Source organism: Nocardioides sp., assembly GCF_964229035.1.
GTDB lineage: Bacteria > Actinomycetota > Actinomycetes > Propionibacteriales > Nocardioidaceae > Nocardioides.
Map to the genome: position 1 here is coordinate 63,697 of NZ_CAXRAZ010000021.1, position 17,971 is coordinate 81,667.

19 protein-coding genes are annotated in these 17,971 nt (G+C 73.1%); 3 read left to right on the forward strand and 16 right to left on the reverse strand.

What is annotated here, in order from left to right; translation table 11 throughout:
* Positions 1-13 precede the first annotated feature (13 nt).
* Genes ACERUN_RS07260 through ACERUN_RS07310 form a run of 11 tightly spaced genes read right to left on the reverse strand, consistent with a single transcriptional unit; the run spans position 14 to position 9,529 of the window.
* Positions 14-745 carry a MerR family transcriptional regulator gene (locus tag ACERUN_RS07260; RefSeq protein WP_370289187.1) on the reverse strand — a complete coding sequence of 244 codons (732 nt, stop codon included), beginning with the start codon at positions 743-745 and terminating at the stop codon, positions 14-16.
* A 2-nt stretch (positions 746-747) separates the two neighbouring features.
* The gene (locus ACERUN_RS07265) at positions 748-1,263 is read right to left on the reverse strand and encodes an FHA domain-containing protein (protein WP_370289188.1); all 516 of its coding nucleotides are present in this window, start codon (positions 1,261-1,263) and stop codon (positions 748-750) included.
* A gap of 53 nt (positions 1,264-1,316) precedes the next feature.
* Positions 1,317-1,706 (reverse strand): glycine cleavage system protein GcvH, encoded by a 390-nt coding sequence (gene gcvH, locus ACERUN_RS07270; RefSeq protein WP_370289189.1) that lies wholly within the window; start codon positions 1,704-1,706, stop codon positions 1,317-1,319.
* Between the two features lie 10 nt (positions 1,707-1,716).
* Positions 1,717-2,511, reverse strand: a complete 795-nt coding sequence (locus tag ACERUN_RS07275) for a DUF881 domain-containing protein (protein ID WP_370289190.1) — start codon at positions 2,509-2,511, stop codon at positions 1,717-1,719.
* A complete protein-coding gene (locus tag ACERUN_RS07280) occupies positions 2,504-2,836 on the reverse strand; it encodes a small basic family protein (protein ID WP_370289191.1) in 333 nt (110 codons plus the stop codon). Before ACERUN_RS07280 ends, ACERUN_RS07275 begins: the two co-directional genes overlap by 8 nt.
* The gene (locus ACERUN_RS07285; RefSeq protein ID WP_370289192.1) at positions 2,833-3,747 is read right to left on the reverse strand and encodes a DUF881 domain-containing protein; all 915 of its coding nucleotides are present in this window, start codon (positions 3,745-3,747) and stop codon (positions 2,833-2,835) included. Before ACERUN_RS07285 ends, ACERUN_RS07280 begins: the two co-directional genes overlap by 4 nt.
* Positions 3,740-4,366 (reverse strand): CDP-alcohol phosphatidyltransferase family protein, encoded by a 627-nt coding sequence (locus ACERUN_RS07290; RefSeq protein WP_370289193.1) that lies wholly within the window; start codon positions 4,364-4,366, stop codon positions 3,740-3,742. The genes ACERUN_RS07285 and ACERUN_RS07290 overlap by 8 nt, the downstream gene beginning before the upstream one ends.
* 37 nt (positions 4,367-4,403) lie before the next feature.
* Positions 4,404-5,480 carry a hemolysin family protein gene (locus ACERUN_RS07295; RefSeq protein ID WP_370289194.1) on the reverse strand — a complete coding sequence of 359 codons (1,077 nt, stop codon included), beginning with the start codon at positions 5,478-5,480 and terminating at the stop codon, positions 4,404-4,406.
* Positions 5,473-6,828, reverse strand: a complete 1,356-nt coding sequence (locus tag ACERUN_RS07300) for a hemolysin family protein (RefSeq protein ID WP_370289196.1) — start codon at positions 6,826-6,828, stop codon at positions 5,473-5,475. Before ACERUN_RS07300 ends, ACERUN_RS07295 begins: the two co-directional genes overlap by 8 nt.
* Before the next feature lie 54 nt (positions 6,829-6,882).
* Complete coding sequence (locus tag ACERUN_RS07305; RefSeq protein ID WP_370289197.1) at positions 6,883-8,778, reverse strand: acetoacetate--CoA ligase; 1,896 nt, start codon at positions 8,776-8,778, stop codon at positions 6,883-6,885.
* A 10-nt stretch (positions 8,779-8,788) separates the two neighbouring features.
* Positions 8,789-9,529, reverse strand: a complete 741-nt coding sequence (locus tag ACERUN_RS07310) for a DapH/DapD/GlmU-related protein (protein ID WP_370289198.1) — start codon at positions 9,527-9,529, stop codon at positions 8,789-8,791.
* A gap of 81 nt (positions 9,530-9,610) precedes the next feature.
* Between ACERUN_RS07310 and ACERUN_RS07315 the strand changes: the two genes are divergently transcribed.
* Both ACERUN_RS07315 and ACERUN_RS07320 read left to right on the forward strand, forming a co-directional pair.
* A complete protein-coding gene (locus tag ACERUN_RS07315; RefSeq protein ID WP_370289199.1) occupies positions 9,611-10,741 on the forward strand; it encodes a CDP-glycerol glycerophosphotransferase family protein in 1,131 nt (376 codons plus the stop codon).
* Positions 10,742-10,841: 100 nt separating this feature from the next.
* Entirely contained in the window at positions 10,842-12,251 is a 1,410-nt protein-coding gene (locus ACERUN_RS07320) for a DUF2786 domain-containing protein (RefSeq protein ID WP_370289201.1), read from the forward strand.
* A gap of 30 nt (positions 12,252-12,281) precedes the next feature.
* On the opposite strand, the gene ACERUN_RS07325 is transcribed toward ACERUN_RS07320, so the two are convergent.
* Positions 12,282-13,118, reverse strand: a complete 837-nt coding sequence (locus tag ACERUN_RS07325; RefSeq protein ID WP_370289202.1) for an SDR family oxidoreductase — start codon at positions 13,116-13,118, stop codon at positions 12,282-12,284.
* Between the two features lie 108 nt (positions 13,119-13,226).
* Here ACERUN_RS07325 and ACERUN_RS07330 point away from each other — a divergent pair, with 108 nt between their 5' ends.
* Positions 13,227-13,982: a PaaX family transcriptional regulator C-terminal domain-containing protein gene (locus ACERUN_RS07330; RefSeq protein ID WP_370289203.1), complete on the forward strand. Its 756-nt coding sequence runs from the start codon at positions 13,227-13,229 to the stop codon at positions 13,980-13,982.
* Here ACERUN_RS07330 and ACERUN_RS07335 read toward each other — a convergent pair.
* From ACERUN_RS07335 to ACERUN_RS07350, 4 genes are read right to left on the reverse strand one after another with little or no spacing between them, the layout of a single operon-like run.
* A complete protein-coding gene (locus ACERUN_RS07335) occupies positions 13,969-15,243 on the reverse strand; it encodes an NADH:flavin oxidoreductase (RefSeq protein ID WP_370289205.1) in 1,275 nt (424 codons plus the stop codon). The genes ACERUN_RS07330 and ACERUN_RS07335 overlap by 14 nt on opposite strands.
* 10 nt (positions 15,244-15,253) lie before the next feature.
* Entirely contained in the window at positions 15,254-15,553 is a 300-nt protein-coding gene (locus ACERUN_RS07340) for a hypothetical protein (RefSeq protein ID WP_370289206.1), read from the reverse strand.
* Complete coding sequence (locus ACERUN_RS07345) at positions 15,550-16,566, reverse strand: NADP-dependent oxidoreductase (RefSeq protein WP_370289207.1); 1,017 nt, start codon at positions 16,564-16,566, stop codon at positions 15,550-15,552. Before ACERUN_RS07345 ends, ACERUN_RS07340 begins: the two co-directional genes overlap by 4 nt.
* Positions 16,567-16,607: 41 nt before the next feature.
* A complete protein-coding gene (locus tag ACERUN_RS07350; protein ID WP_370289208.1) occupies positions 16,608-17,690 on the reverse strand; it encodes a hypothetical protein in 1,083 nt (360 codons plus the stop codon).
* Positions 17,691-17,971 lie beyond the last annotated feature (281 nt).

Sequence of the window (17,971 nt, forward strand, 5' to 3'; positions counted from 1 at the left end):
CCCGTGCACGCACTCAGGAGCGGCGCAGACCCGCCTTGACGAGGGTCGCGTGCAGCCGCACGGTGAGCGCGGCGATCTCGCTGACGGCGTCGTCGGCTCGGGCCGAGGCGCCGGCGTCGCGGCTGCGCCGCACCGGCGCGACGATCTGCTGGATCAGTCCGACCTCGCGGTCGGCGGCGCTGCGGAAGGCCCGCAGGTGCCGCGGCTCGATGCCGAAGTCGCCGAGCTCACGCGCGGTGCGGGCGATCACCAGCGCGTCGCTGTCGTAGTGACCGGTGGCCGAGGGACTCAGCAGCGCGAAGTCCTCGAGCTCGGTGAGCAGGGCGTCGTCGATCTCGGCCACCTTGAGCAGCTCCTTGCGCGAGAGGCGCAAGCGGTCGCTGCGACGGAAGGACTCCGGCGAGGGCAGACCGTCGACGCCGGTGGCCACCACCGGCACGGTGGGCACGACGGGCTCGGGAGTGGGCGGCTGCAGGCCGCGATCCATGGCGTCGAGGTGTTCGCCGATCACCTTGAGCGGCAGGTAGTGGTCGCGCTGCATCCGCAGGATGTAGCGCAGCCGTGCGATGTCGGCCTCGGAGAACTTGCGGTAGCCCGACGGCGTGCGCTCGGGCTTGATGAGGCCCTCGGACTCCAGGAACCGGATCTTCGGGATCGTGACGTCCTCGAAGTCGGGGTGGAGTCGGTCGAGGACCTGGCCGATGCTGAGCAGCGGCTGCTGCTCCTCGCGGGCGAGGCCCACCACGCCTAGACGCTCTCGTGCCCGGCGAAGAACACCAGTCGGTACTTCCCGACCTGCACCTCGTCGCTGTCCTTCAGCTGGGTCTTCTCGATGCGGTCGCGGTTGACGTAGGTGCCGTTGAGGCTCCCGGCGTCCTCGACCGTGAACGTGGCCCCGTCGCGGCGGAAGATCGCGTGACGGCGCGAGACCGTGACGTCGTCGAGGAAGATCCCGCTGTCGGGGTGGCGCCCCGCGGTCACCTCGTCGGCGTCGAGCAGGAACCGGCTGCCCGAGCCCGGTCCCTTCTGGACGACGAGCAGCGCGTGACCCACCGGCAGCGCGTCGACAGCGGCGGCGTCCACGGCGCTGAGCGCCCGGTCGGAGGTCTCGATCCGGTCGGCCCCCGAGCCGCCGAACTGGATGGTGGTCGTGGCGTCGATCGGCGCTGCTGCGGCCTCGGCGCCCACCAGGCGCGTGCCGCACTGCGAGCAGAAGCGCGCGTCGTCGGGGTTCTGCCGGCCACAGGCGGTGCAGAACGGCATCAGTCGTCAGCTCCTCGGCGGTTCATGGAGGGAATGGTGTCGAACCTACCGGATCAACCGTCGAGCTGGGCCTCGTAGGCCGCAGCATCGAGGAGGGCGTCGACGTCGGCCGCCTGCGCGGGGACGACCTCGAAGAGCCAGCCCTCGCCGTAGGGGTCGCTGTTGACGAGCTCGGGGGTGGCGTCGAGGGCGTCGTTGACGGCCACGACCTCGCCGGCGATGGGCGCGTAGACGTCGCTCACCGACTTGGTCGACTCGAGCTCGCCGACGGCGGCGCCGGCGTCGATCGCGGTGCCGACCTCGGGCAGGGAGACGTAGACGATGTCGCCGAGCGCGTCCTGCGCGGAGTCGGTGATGCCGATGCGGACCGAACCCGCCGCTCTGCCGGGCGTGCGCACCCACTCGTGCTCGACGGTGTACTTCAGCTCAGGGGGGTTCGTCATGGCGAGAAGGCTACTGCCCCTGATCGGGCACGGCGTACCGCGTCCCGGCGCGTCGTGAGACCGCCTCGATGTCGACCACCTTGAGCTGGCGGACGGCGACGCGGGCGCCGTCGTCCTGCAGCTGCTTGCGGGGACCGAGGGCGAAGCGGATCGCCGAGGCGAGCAGGCCGGGCTCGCCGATCGCCTCGACCACGTAGGGCGGCTCGACGCGCTCGCCGTCGACGAGGAACCCGCCGTCGGTCTCCTCGAAGGCGGTCTGGGCGACCACGCGCACCTCGCCGTTGATCGCGATCGCCTCGGCTCCCACCGTGCGCAGCTCCTGCACCGTGTCGAGCAGCGATCCGAGGCGGACCCGACCGGTCTCCTCGGTGATGCGGATGCGGATGCCCGGTCCGGTGACCGGCACCAGCCCCGCCAGCACGTTCAGACCGTCGACCGTGCTCTGCGCCTGCTCCAGGGCGGTCTGGCGCCGCGTGCCCTCGTCACGCAGACCCGCCGCGACGTCCTCGAGCCGGGCGACCTCGGCCTCCGTGCGCTGGCGGGTGCCCGAGAGTCCGTTGAGCAGGTCGATGAGCTCCTGCTGGCGCAGCCCGGAGTAGGTCTCGTCGCCACCGCTGACCCGCACCTGGGTGACCGCGGCGAAGCCGAGGGCGGCGAGCAGCACCGCGGCCACGACCTGGCGTCGCGACGGTCGCGTCAGCACGTGGCGCAGCCGCTGGACGACGGGCGGCCGGGCGGCCGCGACCTCTCCCCCGGCGTCCGGATGCTTCTGCCCGGGCTGCTCCTCGCGCGCCTGATCAGGCATGGAAGACGTGCCTCCGGATCGCGGCCGCGTTGGTGAAGATGCGGATGCCGAGGACGACGATGACGCCCGTGGAGAGCTGGCCACCGACGCCGAGGCGGTCGCCCAGGTAGACGATGCCGGCGGCGATGACGACGTTGCTGACGAAGGAGACCACGAAGACCTTGTCGTCGAAGATCCCGTCGAGCCAGGCGCGCAGGGCGCCGAGCACGGCGTCGAGCGCGGCCACCACCGCGATGGGCAGGTAGGGCTCGAGTCCCTGCGGCACGTCGGGCTGGAACACCAGGCCCAGCACCACTCCGACGAGGAGTCCGAGAACGGCGATCACGGTGCGCCACCTCCGGCGGTCTTGGGGGTCGGGTTGCGCTGGGCGTAGCGGATCTGGCGGGCTGAGGCGGGCGCCGCGGCGAGCCGGATGTCGTCGTCGTCCGCGACGTCGTAGCGGAAACCGTACTGCCGGGCGAGGGCCAGGAACTGCAGGCCGGCGCCCGACTCGGCGAGGTCGGCGGCCAGCGTGCGCTGGTCGCCGATCGCGAGGAGCGTGTAGGGCGGGGCGACGCCGACGCCGTTGACCTCGATCGCGTCCCCCGAGGTGCGGATGCCGGTGACGGCGGTGACGCGCTGGCCGTTGATCGCGATCGCCTCGGCGCCCGCCGACCACAGCGCATCGCTCAGCAGTGCCAGGTCGGAGTCGCGCAGGGTCTCGTTGCCGCCCGCGTCCGGCGCGTTGTCGACCACCACGCGGATGCCGTCGCCGGTGACGGGCTCGAAGCCGGTGACGGCGCCCACCGAGGCCAGGCGCCCCTGCGCGGCGGAGTAGTCGTCGCTCAGAGCGGCCAGGTAGCGGTCGGCCGCCGTGTTGCTCGCACGCAGTCGCGCGATGTCGCGCTGCAGGACGGCGACCCGGTCGCGGCGGATGTTGATGCGCTCGACGAGGTCGGCGCGGCTCGCGGTGTCGACGTCGGCGTTGCGACTGGTCTGGGCCGCGGCGATCGTGACCAGCAGGGCGAAGATGCCGACGACCCCGACCACCGCCACGCGCAGCCGTGCGCTGGACCGTCGCGGGGCGGCACCCGCGCCTCGACGCGCCGCGGCGGAGAGGTAGTCGCGGTCCAGCGCGTCGGCCGTGATGAGCGCCAGCAGCGGCGTGCGGGACCGGTCGAGAGGGGCCGCGGCCTCGGCGGTCCCGCCGGAGGCGGGGTCCGACGGCGTGCCGGGACGGTGGAGCAGGTCAGCCATCGGCCGTCGCCGATCGCGGTCGTCGCCGGTCGGTGGTGGCCAGCAGGCGACGGACCTGCCAGGCGTAGAGCACCCCCGCCCACCAGTACAGACCGACACCCCACAGGGCCAGCGACCAGCCGAAGATCTGCGCGAGCGTGGCTGCCGTGCCCTCGCCGTCGCCGAGGAACAGCAGGGGGAAGGCGTAGAGGAGGTTGAAGGTCGCGGCCTTGCCGAGGAAGTGCACGGGCAGGGCGCTGTAGCCGCGCGTGCGCAGCAGCGGCACCAGCCCCCAGAGCAGCAGGTCGCGCAGCGGCAGCGAGAGCGCCAGCCACCACGGGATCACGTCGCGCAGGGCCAGACCGAGCACGACCGCGAGGATGTAGAGCCGGTCGGCGACCGGATCGAGCAGACGGCCCAGCTCGGAGGTCTGCCCGAGTCGGCGGGCGAGCCAGCCGTCGAGGTAGTCGGTGACCCCCGACACCATGAGGACGACGAGCGCCCACAGGTCGGCCTCGGGACCGAGCACGAGCCACAGGAACAGCGGGACGCCGAGCAACCGCGAGGCGCTCAGCACGTTGGGGATCGTGAGGATGCGGTCGGTGGCGACCTCGGGCTCGCCGCGCTGCTGTCCTCCCACGTCGCCAACCCTAGTGCTCACACCCGCCCCCGATCGCTCACGGGTGCTCCCCCGGGCGCGGCCCAGCGACGGCGACGTCGTCGGCGTGGGCGGCGTCGCGGATCTCACCCACGAGCTCCTCGATGACGTCCTCGAGAGCAGCGATCCCGAGCGTCGTCCCGCTGGTGTCGACCACGCGCGCCATGTGCGAGCCGCGGCGCTGCAGCACCGCGAGCGCGTCGTGGAGCGGGGTGTCGGGCAGCACGGTGGCCAGGGGCCGGATCCAGCGGTCGGCCACGGGCCGAAGCCGGCGTTCCTCGTCGGGTTCGAGGACGTCCTTGATGTGCAGGTAGCCCACCAGGGTGCCGTCCGCGGTGACGGGGAAACGGCTGAAGCCCGTCGTGGCGCAGAGCGCTTCGACGTCGGCGCCGGTGGAGCCCCGTTCGACCGTGGTCATCTCCGCCGCCGGCAGCAGCACCTCGGCGACGGTCTTCTCGGTGAAGCCGAGGGCACCCGACAGGCGGTCGTACTCGCCCTCGGCGATCAGGCCCTCGCCCCGTGACTCCTCCACCAGTGCCGCCACCTCCTCGCGCGTGAACGTGCTGCTCACCTCGTCCTTGGGTTCGACGCGGAGCGCCCGGAGGATGGCGTTGGCCAGGGCGTTGATGCTGACGATCACCGGCTTGAGCACGAGCACCACGGCGAACATCGGCGGACCGAGCACGAGGGCGGCGCGGTCGGGACCGGCGATCGCGATGTTCTTCGGCACCATCTCGCCCAGCACGACGTGCAGGAAGACCACCAGCAGCAGCGCGATGACGAAGGCGACCGGGTGCAACCAGCCGTCGGGCACGTGGACCGCGTGCAGCACCGGCTCGATGAGGTGCGCGACGGCTGGTTCGCCCACCGCACCGAGGCCCAGCGAACAGATCGTGATGCCGAGCTGCGCACCCGCCATCATCTGCGAGACCTGCTCCATGGCGCGCAGGGTCACTCCGCCCACCCACGAGCCCTGCTGGGCGAGCGGTTCGATCTGACTGCGGCGAGCCGAGATCAGCGCGAACTCCGCTCCCACGAAGAAGGCGTTGGCCGCCAGCAGCACCACCGCCAGCAGCACTCCACCGAGGTCACCCACCGACCCCACCCGCCTCGACGTAGATCTGCTCCACGCGCAGGGTGATGCGGTCGATGCGCAGCCCGTCCATGTGGTCGACGGTGAGCACCGCGCGGCGTCCGGGTTCGTCGTCCTCGGCCTCGCTGAGGACGACGGTCGCCCGGTCGCCCACGACCGGGATCCGCCCGAGCGCCTTGAGGATCAGTCCCGCGACGGTGTCGTAGTCCTCGGACTCGGGCAGCTCGACGCCGGCGAGGTCCTCGACCTCGTCGGGTCGCAGCAGGCCCGAGAGCGACCAGCTGCCGTCGCGGCGCAACCGGCCGCGGGCGCCGAGCCGGTCGTGCTCGTCGGCGATGTCGCCCACGATCTCCTCGATGACGTCCTCGAGGGTGACGATGCCGGCGTGGTCGCCGTACTCGTCGAGCACGATGGCCATCTGGAAGCTCTCCGCACGCAGCAGCGCGAGGAGCGGGTCGAGGCGCAGCGTGTCGGGCACGACGATCGGCCGCGCCATGAGGTGCTTGACCTTGGTGGTCGAGCGTTCGTGCAGCGGCAGGGCGACCGCGTTCTTGACGTGCACAGTGCCGACGACGGCGCTCGTCTCGTCGAGCACCGGGAAGCGGGAGTTCCCCGACTCGCGGGCCAGGTCGATGACCGCGCTCGCGCGGTCGTTGAGGTCGAGGCTGCGGGTGCGCACGCGCGGCGTCATGATCTCGCCCGCGGTGCGACTGCCGAACTCGACCGCACGCTCGACGAGCTCGGCGGTGTCGGGATCGAGGGTGCCCTCGTCGGCCGAGCGTTGGATGAGCGAGGCCAGCTCGGTGGAGCTGCGCGCCGAACGGAGCTCCTCGGCCGGCTCCACCCCGAGGCGCCGCACGATCGCGTTGGCCGAGCCGTTGAGCACGCGGATCGGGCCCCGACAGGCGGCGGTGAAGGCGCGCATGGGTCGCTGGGTCAGGCGGGCGGTGGTCAGGGGCAGCGCGATGGCGACGTTCTTGGGCACCAGCTCGCCGATCAGCATCGTCACCAGCGTGCTCAGCACGAGCGCGACGGCGAGGGCGGTGGGGCCGAGGGCGTCCTCGCCGATGCCGAGGCCCGCGAGCGGGTCGCGCATCAGTTCGGCGATCGCCGGCTCGGCCAGGAAGCCGATCGCCAGGTTGGTGACCGTGATCCCGACCTGGGCTCCGGAGAGCTGTGTCGAGAGGCTGCGCAGCGCCTTCTGCAGCCCGACGGCGGAGGCGTCACCCGCCTCGGCGGCACGGTCGACCTGCGAGCGGTCGACGGTGACGAAGGCGAACTCCGCGGCGACGAACAGGCCGCAGGCGAGGACGAGGAGGATGGCGAGCCCCAGCAGCAGCCAGGCGGTCATCGGGGTCCTTCGTCAGCGGCGGGCGGCGGAACAGTGCGGGAAGCCTACCGGTGCCTAGCCACGGCGCGCCGCCCCGACCGTGGCGTACCAGTCGAGCAGGGCCGGGTCGTCGACGCTGCCGGGGTCGTAGGCGCCGCCGAGGTCCTGACCCGCCAGCACCTTCTTGACGGGCACCTCGAGCTTCTTGCCCGTGCGGGTGTGGGGGATCCCGGGCGCGGCGATCACCTCGTCGGGCACGTGGCGCGGGGAGGCGTGGGTGCGCACGGCCGAGCAGATCTGCTCGCGCAGCGCGTCGTCCAGCTCGACGCCGTCGGCGAGGACGACGAACAGCGGCATCCAGTAGCCGCCGTCGCCCTCCTCCACACCGATCACGAGCGCCTCGCGCACCTGCGGGAGCGCCTCGACCGGCTCGTAGATGTCGCCGCTGCCCATGCGGATGCCGTTGCGATTGAGCGTGGCGTCCGAGCGGCCGTGGATGATCACCGAGCCGTACGGCGTCACGGTGATCCAGTCGCCGTGGCGCCAGACGCCCGGGAAGGTGCCGAAGTACGCGTCGCGGTAGCGGGCACCGTCGTCGTCGCCCCAGAAGCACAGCGGCATGGAGGGCATCGGGCGGGTGACGACCAGCTCGCCGACCTCGCCGCGCACCGGGGCGCCGGCCGGGTCGAAGGCGTCGAGGGCGACACCCAGGCAGGGGCGGCTCAGCTCGCCGGGCCAGACCGGGAGCCCCGGCACCGCGCCGACGAAGGCGCTCACCACGTCGGTGCCCCCGCTGATGGAGCAGATCTGCACGTGCTCCCCCACCTCGGCCTGCAGCTGCTCGTGGCTCGAGGCCGGGAAGGTCGAGCCGGAGATGCCGACGCGGCGCAGTGCCGCGAGGTCGTGATCACGTGGGCCGACACCGGCCTTCTGGCAGGCGGCCACGTAGCCGGGGCTCATCCCGAGCGCCGTCACGCCGAGTCGCGAGGCGAGCTGCCACAGGCCGTCGGGGCCGGGGCGCGCCGGGCTGCCGTCGTAGGTCACCACCGAGGCGCCCGTGAGCAGCGCTCCCACGAGGAAGTTCCACATCATCCACGACGGCGTCGTGTACCAGAGCAGCCGCTCGCCCGGCCCCAGGTCGAAGTGGTAGGCGGCGACCTTCGCCTGCTCCAGCGCCGCTCCCCCGTGGCCGTGCACGATGCCCTTGGGGCGTCCGGTCGTGCCCGACGAGAACAGCACCCAGAGGGGATGGTCGAAAGCGACCTCGACCGGCTCGAACGCGGCCTCGCGCGCGCAGGCGTCGGCCCACTGCGGGGAGTCGACGTCGACCACCGCCCGCAGGCTCGGGAGGTCCGCGACGATCTCGTCGACGACCGCGCGCCGGTCGTGGCGTCGTCCGCCGTGGAGGTAGTCCTGGGCGTGCACGAGGACGACGGGGTCGAGCTGACCGAAGCGCGCGCGGGCCGCGGACGCCGCGTAGTCCATGCCGCACACCGACCACACGGCGCCGAGTGAGGCCGTCGCCAGCAGGGCGACGATCGCATCGGGGGTGTTGGGGAGGAAGCCGACCACGCGGTCGCCCTTGCCGACACCGAGCTCGCGCAGCATCGCGGCCACGCCGGCGACCCGCCCGCGCAACTCGTCCCAGGTGATCTCCTCGGGCTCGCCCTCCTCGGTGACCCCGACGACGGCGACCTCCGCGCCGGGCCGATCGGCCGCGGTGGCGCCCAGCACCGCGGCGGCGTAGTTCAGCCGGGCCCCGGGGAACCAGACGGCCCCGGGCATCCGCTCCTCGGCGAGGGCAGGACCGGGGAGCGACCAGCCGAGGTGCTCCGCGACGAGGCTCCAGAAGCCGCCGAGGTCGTCGATGGACCAGGCCCACAGCTCGTCGTAGCCCTCCGGGCCGTCGACGGTGAAGGAGCGCCCGACGCGGCGGGAGGCCAGCGCGGCGAGATCGCTGATGCGGCTCATGCGCGGCAGCCTAGGGCGTGACCTCGCTCACCATCGACACCGGCTCGGCCGGCTCGATCGGCACCGCGACGGGCGGCGGAGCGGTCGGCGCGACCCAGCCGCGGTCGGCGTCGAGGCGGCGCAGCACGCGCGCGGGCACCCCGCCGACCACCGCGTGGTCCTCCACGCGACCGCGCACCACCGACCCCGCGGCCACCACGACGTTGCGGCCGATGTCGGCCCCCGGCAGCACCATCGCACCGTGGCCGATCCACGACCCCGCACCGATGCGGACCGGTCGGTGCTCCCCGAACTGGCGACCGATCGGGGTCGACGGGTCGGTGTAGCCGTGGCTGGCGTCGGAGACGAAGACGTCGAGGCCCAGCCACACGTCGTCCTCGATCACGATCGACTCGTGGGCGGTGATGCAGGCGCGGGCGCCGATCACGCAGCGATCGCCGATGACCAGGCCCCGCGGGGGCAGTTGGGCCTGCAGCGGACCGTAGCCGACCGAGAGCGTGGCGTACTTGCCGATGAGGGTGTCGCGACCGAGGTGGATCTCGGACTCGCCGGTGACGCATTGCAGCGGGAAGGCGAGGCAGCTGCCCCTGCCGAAGGCCGCGAACCGATCGGCGAGCTCGGTGCCGGGCACGACGTCGCCGAGACGCTCGCCCCACGCCCAGGCGGCGTGCACCGCAGCATTGACCCATCGCCGTGGCGCGGGCCGCCGGAGCAGGTGCGGGAGCGCCCGGACAGGGCGTGCGGAGAACACCCGCGGAGGTTACCGAAACGCAACACGGAGCGGTGCGGCTTCGGTTCGTCGGCTGCCTCGTGCACGCCGTAAAATTCGCTGGTGCAGCAACCCCACGTGATCGCCTACTTCGCCGACGACCCGACCCGCGTCTACCAGCTCCTGCAGTGGTTGCCCGTGCTGGAGCGGCTCGATGCCACCCATCCGGTGGCGGTGGTGGTGCGCGAGGCCGGCACGCTCGAGGTCGTCGAGGCACGCACGTCGCTGCCGGTGCACCTCGCGGTGGGGTTCAACGACCTCGCGGAGCTCTACGACCGGTTGGGCGCCAAGGTCGTGCTCTACTGCAACAACTCGATGCTCAATTTCAACTCGCTGCTCGACGGTCGGATGTTGCACGTGCACATCAACCACGGCGAGAGCGACAAGCAGAGCATGGTCAGCAACAACGCCAAGGCCTACGACCGCGTGTTCGTGGCCGGCGAGGCGGCTGTGCAGCGTCACCGGGCGGCACTGATGGAGCTCGACGAGAGCAAGCTGGTGCGCATCGGCCGCCCGCAGCTCGACCTGCGTCCTGCTCCCCTGCTGCCCGCCACACCGCGCCGCACCGTGCTCTACGCGCCCACGTGGGAGGGCGACGCCGAGTACAACGACTACACCTCCGTCGACCTGATGGGGCCCGCCATCGCCCGGCAGGTGCTGGCGACGCCCGACACGCGCCTGGTCTACAAGCCCCACCCGAAGGTGACCACCAGCCTCACCCCCGCCGTGCGCGAGGGCCACCAGGCGATCCTCGAGCTCGTCGAGCGGGCCGCCGAGCGTGAGCCCGAGGCCGGCCACAGCGCGATCTGGCAGGGCGACATCCTGGCCGTGTTCCCCGGGTGCGACGCGATGATCACGGACGTCTCCTCGGTCGGCCTCGACTGGCTCTACCTGCAGACCGACAAGCCGATCGTCATCACCGACCGCCACCGCGACCCCGAGCGGCTGCGCCGCGAGGCGCCCATCAGCCGGTGCGCCGACGTCGTCACCCCGGAGGAGGTCGACGGGCTCGCGGCGCTCCTGACGAGCCGCCTGGCCCACGACGAGCACCGCATGGCCCGCGTCGCCGCCCGGCACCACTACTTCGACGACATCGGCGTCGGCGAGTCGACCAGCCGTTTCGTGGACGCCGTCGGCGACCTCGTCGCGCTGCGCGACCGCCTCCGCGGCGAGTCGGTCGTCGGCGCGGCGTGACCGCCGTCGTGACCCGTCGCTCCCCGAGCCCTCTCGGCCGCCGCCCCTCCCCTGTGGACGACGCGCGCCCACCGTCGGGGGCCTCTGCCAGCCTTTCGGCATGAGCACTCCCGCCCCATCTCCCGCCGCCGGGGACGACACCCGCGAGGTCTACGCGGCCGAGGACCTCGCCGCCGCCTGGCTCGACGACGCAGCCCGCCGTCCCGGCGAGCCGGTGCGGGTGCGTGTGGGGTCGGAGGTCCGCACCTTCGAGCCCGAGGTGGAGCCCCGCTTCACCGATCCCGAGCACGTCCAGCCCTACCTCGACCGGGTGCTCGGGCACCTGCGCCGCGCCGGTGCGTCCTACCCCGGGCCGGGCGGCGACGACCGCGCCGCGGTGCCGGTGGTCGTGCGGGGGCGGCGGGGAGCCACGCGGGCGCACTACGAGCACGCCGGCTCCGCGTCCGCGGCCGGCGTCATCGCCCTGCCGCCGCGCGAGATCGGCGGCGCATGGTCGCTGCGCGGACTGGTGGTGCTGCACGAGGTCGCCCACCACCTGTGCGGGGCCCCCGGTCACGGCGGCGACTTCCGCACCACGTTCCTTCGCCTGCTGGAGGACCTCGGCCTGCCGGTCACCGCCGAGCTGCTCCACCTGGCCTACCGGCAGGTCGGCCTCGACACCGGGGTCGACGGCGAGGACCGCACCCTGCTGCGCATCGGCCGCCTGCTGCGCCAAGCCGAGCGCAGCACCAACCTCGCCGAGCGCGACGCCTACCTCGCCAAGGCGCAGACCCTCGCCACCCGGCACCAGATCGCCCTCGCCGTCGCTCGCGCCACCGCATCCGGCGAGGAGCACCGCGAGGAGCCGGCCTGGGAGACGGTGCCGATCGGCGAGAGCGGCAAGCGGTCGCTCGCCCGCTACGTGCGGCTGATGCTCGAGATCGCCCGGGCCAACGACGTCCGCGTCGCGATCTACACCTCCAACACCCGGGTCACCCTCTACGGCTTCCCCTCCGACATCGCGATCGTCAAGGCGCTGTACGCCTCGCTGGTCACGCAGATGGTGAGCGACGGCGACGACCACCTGCGCTCGGGCGCCCACCGCCGCGACGTCCGCACGGCCTGGGACTCCCGCCGCGGGCGGTGGGTCGAGCAGCCCGTCCACGGATCCACCGCGCGCGCGGCCTTCTACGAGGCCTGGGCCGAACACGTGGGCACCCGGCTCCGCGAGGCCCAGCGCGAGGCCCAGCGCGAGGCGCACGCCCGGGCGCGCGCCGACGACGCCCGCGCCGCCGGCGGCACCGGATCGTCGGCGGCGTCCACGAGCACCGAGCTGGCACTGCGCGCCAAGCAGGTCGAGGTGGTCGACTACTTCGGCCGGATGCAGCGCGAGCACGGCGTGCGCGGCACCTGGCGTGGGGCCGCGCGCGCTGCGAACGCAGCACCCACCTCGAGCGCGGCCGGCGTGCGGGCGGCCTCGCGGGCACGGCTCGGCGGCGAGCGCGGCCTGCCGCCCGGTGAGGGCGGTTGAGATCCGCGCCCGCGAGCGGGCGCGCGGGGCTCAGCCGTCGATGAAGATGTCGAGCTCGAGGTCGTCGCCGTCGCCGTAGGCCGAGAGGTCGCTCACCCCGGCCTCGCGCAGCACCTCCACGTCGAGGAAGGTGTTGCCGGTGCAGGTGCGCGCGTCGCGCCCGAGGATCTCGACGGCGGCGTCGGCCACGATCTCCGGCGTACGGGCACGGTTCATCGCCTCCTCGCCGCCGAGCAGGTTCTGCACCGCCGCGGTGGCGATGATGGTCTCGGGCCACAGGCAGTTGGCCGCGATGCCGGCCTCGGCGAACTCGGCCGCCCAGCCGAGCGTCAGCAGCGACATGCCGTACTTCGCGAGCGTGTAAGCGGGGTGCTTGCCGAGCCAGGCGGGGTTCAGGTTGAGCGGCGGGGAGAGCGACAGGATGTGCGGGTTCGTGCCCTCGCGCAGGTGGGGCAGGCACGCGCGGGTGAGCAGATAGGTGCCGCGCAGCTGGATCTGGGTCATGAGGTCGAAGCGCTTGACCGGCAGCGCCTCGGTGCCGTCGAGCGCCAGCGCGGAGGCGTTGTTGATGCACACGTCGATGCCGCCGAAGCGCTCGACCGCCTGCGTCACCGCACGCTCCACCGACGCCTCGTCGCGCACGTCGCCGACGACGGCGAGCGCCTGCCCGCCCTCTGCCTCGATCTCGGCGGCCGCGGTGTGCACCGTGCCGGGCAGGCGAGGGTCGGGCACGTCGGTTTTGGCCAGCAGGACGACGTTGGCACCCTGCCGGGCGGCGGCGAGGCCGATGGCCAGGCCGATGCCGCGGCTGCCGCCCGACATCATCACGGTGCGTCCGGCCAGTGGTGCGGGGGTCTGATCGCTCATGGACGAACCATTACAGATCGCCGACAGTCGCAGCCAGAGCGAAACCACATGCTGGAACACTCCGCCGACACTCGACAGCGAAATGAAATATCGGCGAGGATGTCAGGCATGGTGGAGGCAGAGGCCGAGCTGGTCCCGGTGACGACGCGCTCCGCCGTCCTCACGCTGCTGCTCGGCGCGGAGCTGCCTGCCCTCACGCCCCGCGAGATCGTCGCGACCGCCGGGGTCGTGGGCTTCGGCGAGTCCGCCGTGCGCGTGGCTCTCTCGCGCATGGTGTCCGCCGGCGACCTCGTCCGCGAGGACGACGGCCGCCTCCGGCTCTCCGAACGCCTCCAGCTGCGCCAGCGGCGCCAGGATGCCGCGACGCATCCGAGCCGCCGCGACTGGGACGGCGGGTGGCACGTGGTCCTGGTCACCACGACGGGTCGTCCGGCGACCGAACGCGCGGAGCTGCGGGCGGTGCTGAGCGATCTGCGCCTCGCCGAGCTGCGCGAGGGCGCCTGGACGCGACCGGCGAACCTGGAGATCGAGTGGCCCGAATCGGTGCTGCGCGACTGCGAGGTGATGAGCGGCGCCCGCCCTCCGGACCCCGTGCGCCTGACCCGGGCGCTGTGGGACCTCGACGGCTGGGCCGTCCGGGCGGAGGCCCTGCTCGCGGCGACGTCGACCGAGGACCCGCGGCTGCGGTTCACCGCCTGTGCCACCGCGGGCCGTCACCTGCTGGCCGATCCCGTGCTTCCCGATGCGCTGCTTCCCGCGCACTGGCCCGGCGAGCGCCTGCGCGCCTCCCACGTCGCCTATCGGGAGTGGCTCATCGCGATGCGCCGCTCGATCACGGGCGACGAAGCGCTCAGTCGGTCGTGACGGCCACCTCGGCGCGGGCGACCAGTCGCGCGCGCCGACGACGTCCGGCCAGGCCGCGCAGCGCCTCACCGGCGACGAACCGGGAGGCCGCGGTGACCGCGCGCATGCGGGCGTCGGGCTCGCGACCGTGGCCCATCCGGGCGATCTGTGCCTCGTACCACTCCGACTCCCCCGCGACACCGGCGACGGTGGGCAGCGCGTAGCGAGGCAGAGCGACGCCGTCACCGCCGGCCACCAGTCGCGCGGTGAGGTCCGGGTCGAGCGCCACGGGCCGACCGAGGCCGATGAGGTCGACGCCCCCGTCGGCGAGCAGCGACTCCATCGCGGCGCGGGTACGGATGCCTCCGGTGAGCATGAGCGGCACGGAGCCAGCCGCCTGGCGGGCCCGGCGCGCGAAGCCCGCGAAGTAGGCCTCCTTGTGACTGACCGTTTCCCCGCGACCGGCCGCCAGCTCCTCCACCTCGCCGAACAGCGCGGGGTTCTCGTAGGTGCCGCCGGAGATCTCGATGAAGTCGACGCCCTCCTCCACGAGCAGCGCGACGACGCGCTCGGCGTCGTCCTCGGTGAAGCCGCCGTGGCGGAAGTCGGAGGAGTTCAGCTTCACCCCGACGGTGAAGCCGGCCCCGGTGGCGGCGCGGGCTGCGCGCACCGCCTCGAGGAGGGCCCGGGCCCGGTTCTCCAGCGCACCTCCCCACCGGTCGGTGCGCCGGTTCACGTGCGGGGAGAGGAACTGGGCCAGCAGGTAGCCGTGGGCAGCATGCACCTGGACCCCCTCGAAGCCCGCCTGCTCACACCGCCGTGCGCTCGCACCGAAACCGGCGATGATGCCCTCGATCTCGCTCGCGCCCAGCTCGCGGGGACGGCCGAACAGGCCCAGCATCGGCACCGCGCCGGCCTCGGCGCTCGGCGCGGCGGGCCGCGCGGCCACGAACCGGTTGGTCTGGCGGCCGGGGTGGTTCAGCTGCGCGACCAGAGGGCTGGCGCCGGCCGCGGTACGGATGCGACGGAGCCGGTCGATGTCGAGGTGGGCGTCGGCGACGATGTTGCGGCTGCGCTCGAGGTAGCGACGATCGACCATGAGGTTGCCGGTGACGAGGAGCCCGCCCGCCGCGCCGTCGGCCCAGCGGCGGTACAGCCGCTCGTGCGCGCCCGTCGGCTGGTTGTCCGCGTCGGCGAGGTTCTCGGTCATCGCAGACTTGACCACCCGGTGGGGCAGTCGCAGGCCGCTGGGCAGGGTGATCGGATCGTCGAGGCTGGCCACGGCCGCGAGACTAGCGGGCCTTGCGAACCTCGCACCCCGAGGCGCAGCGCGCCCGGGTCTGGACGAGACCGAGGGCCCAGCAGGTCGGGCACCCGCGCCACAGCAGGGCGGCCGGCGCGAGCAGGAGCAGCGAGAGCCCGCTGCTGCGCCCGGCGAGCGCGAAGGCAGCGACGGCGAGCACAACCCCGAGGACGCCTCGAACGAGATGCTCGGCGACGCTGCGGCTCGCGAAGAGCTCAGCGGTCGGATCCGGCTCGTGGACCCGACGGGCCTCCTCGACGGGCGCGGCGTCCGCGCGGGTGTCGCTCACGCGACCTGCACCACGAGCTTGCCGAAGTTGCGCCCCTTCAGCAGGCCCCGGAAGGCCTCGGGAGCGTTCTCGAGTCCGCTGACGACGTCCTCGCGGTAGCGGATCTTCTCGTGCAGCACCCACTCGCCCATCTCCCGGGCGAAGTCTTCGGCGTGCGTGGGCACGAACTCGGTCTGGATGAAGCCGCGCACCGTGAGGCTCAGGGTCAGGACGCGCCCCATGAACGCCGGGAGCCGGTCCGGCCCCTCAGGAGCGGAGGTCGCGTTGTAGTTGGCGATCAGGCCGCACACCGGGAGGCGTGCGTAGGTGTTGAGGTGACGGGTCACCTGGTCGGCGACCGGGCCGCCGACGTTCTCGAAGTAGACGTCGATCCCGTCGGGCACGGCGGAGGCGAGGTCCTCGGCGAAGGTCGGCGAGCGGTGGTCGACTGCTGCGTCGAACCCGAACTCCTCGGTGAGGGCGCGCACCTTCTCGGGACCGCCGGCGATCCCCACCGCGCGGGCCCCCTTGAGCCGCGCGATCTGACCCACGGCCGACCCGACCGGGCCGGTCGCAGCAGCGACGACGACGGTCTCCCCCTCCTTCGGGCGCCCGATCTCGAGCAGGCCGGCGTAGGCGGTGAAACCCGGCATGCCCAGCACCCCGAGGTGTGCGGAGAGCGGCGCCACGGCCGGATCGATGCGACGCAGGTGGCGCTGGTCGACGACCGCGTGGGTCTGCCAACCCGTGTAGGCGCGCACGATGTCTCCCACGGCGTAGTGCTCCGAGCGGGTGGCGACGACCTCGCTGACGGTCTCGCCCACCATGACCTCGCCGAGACCGACCGGGGCGGCGTACGACTTGGCCTCGCTCATCCGACCCCGCATGTAGGGGTCGAGGGAGAGGTAGAGCGTCCGCAGGACGACCTGGCCCTCCTGGGGCTCCGGGAGGTCGACGGAGGTGATGAGGAAGTCGTCGTCGACGGGTTCTCCGACAGGACGACGGGCGAGCTGGATCTGCGTGCTGGTGACCACCCGTCGAAACTAACGGACGGGTGGATAGGCCCGGGCGACGGTCACGAGGCGAGGTCGGAGCAGGCCGCCCGGAAGGCGTCCTCCGCACCGAAGAGCCGGTTGCGCAGTGCCACCAGCTCCTGCGGCGACGGTGTCGCCTTCCAGTCCTTGCCGGCCGCCGCGGTCGCTGCGGCGGCATTGATCATCGCGGCCATGCGACGCTCGGCGCTCTGCAGTGCCCGTGCGGCCGCGGGGACCTCGCCCGACAGGTCCGCGGGGACGTTCACCGCACTGAGACCGGTCGTCACCATGCCGCGCAGCCGGGCGGCACCGGCGTTGTCGGCGCTGATGCGCCCCCGTCCGAGATCGCTCATCACGCCGCGCACCTGGGCCCGGTCGATCGGACCGGCGCTCAGGCACAGCTCGGAGGTCGCGAGTGCCTTCTGCGAGTCCAGGTACGCCGACCCGGCGAGGGCGGCCACGCCGACGCAGACGACGACGCCCGCCGTCCGGAACGCGCCGCCCAGACGGCTCGGCCCCCGCGTGGACGGCGGCGTGGGCGCCGCGGCCCGGGCCACGGCGTCGCGTCCACGGGGCGCGCGGTGCGACACCGGGGACGAGCGGTGCCGTCCATCCGGCGCGATGCCGCTCTCACGTGACGCGCGTGCCGCCTCAGCTGCCTCCGCCGCCTGCGCGGTCAGGGCCTGCGCGGCGTACATCATGACCGGGTCGGGGGGCAGCGGGTGGGCCTCGACGGCGGGAGCCGTGGACGCGTGCTCCGGGGTCGTCTCGCCCAGTCGCTGGACCGCCGCCACGCGCTCTGCCGCCGCGATGCCCTCGGCGAGCGCCCGCTCGGCCTCCCGGGCGAGACGGTCCGCGTCGGCGCGAGCCCGACGCAGCCGGCCCTCGGCCGTCTCGCGCTCCTCGGCGGCGCGACGCAGCTCGGCCTCGAGCGCCATCAGGCGCCGCTCCTCCTCGATCAGCCGTGCACGGGCCTCGGCCTGGGCCTGAGCGCCCACGGCCAGCGCCTCGTCGACGAGCGGGTCGACGAGCGGATCACCGGCGGTGACCGGTGGGGAATCGGTCGGCACGTCGCGTCGGCGGCGACCACCACCGGGCGCCTCGTCGCTGAGCATCGCAGACATGGCTCCCTGGCCTCTCGTACGGGCTGAAAGGCCGCAACCCGTGGTCGGCTGAGTGCACCGACCTACTGGGGGGAGCGCATGGGCTGCGGTGGTCCCATATTCAATCAATGACCTCGGCAGGGGAAGCAGAAACTCCAGCGAAATCGAGATTTTTTCAGCCGTATTCCCAGGAAGGGTTTACCAATTGGCCCGCTCAACGGCCGCCGGGCGGAGATGACGACGGGCGCCGGCCCCGCGCGGGCCGGCGGGCGGCCGGGCCGGGAGCGGGGGTGAGGCGCGCG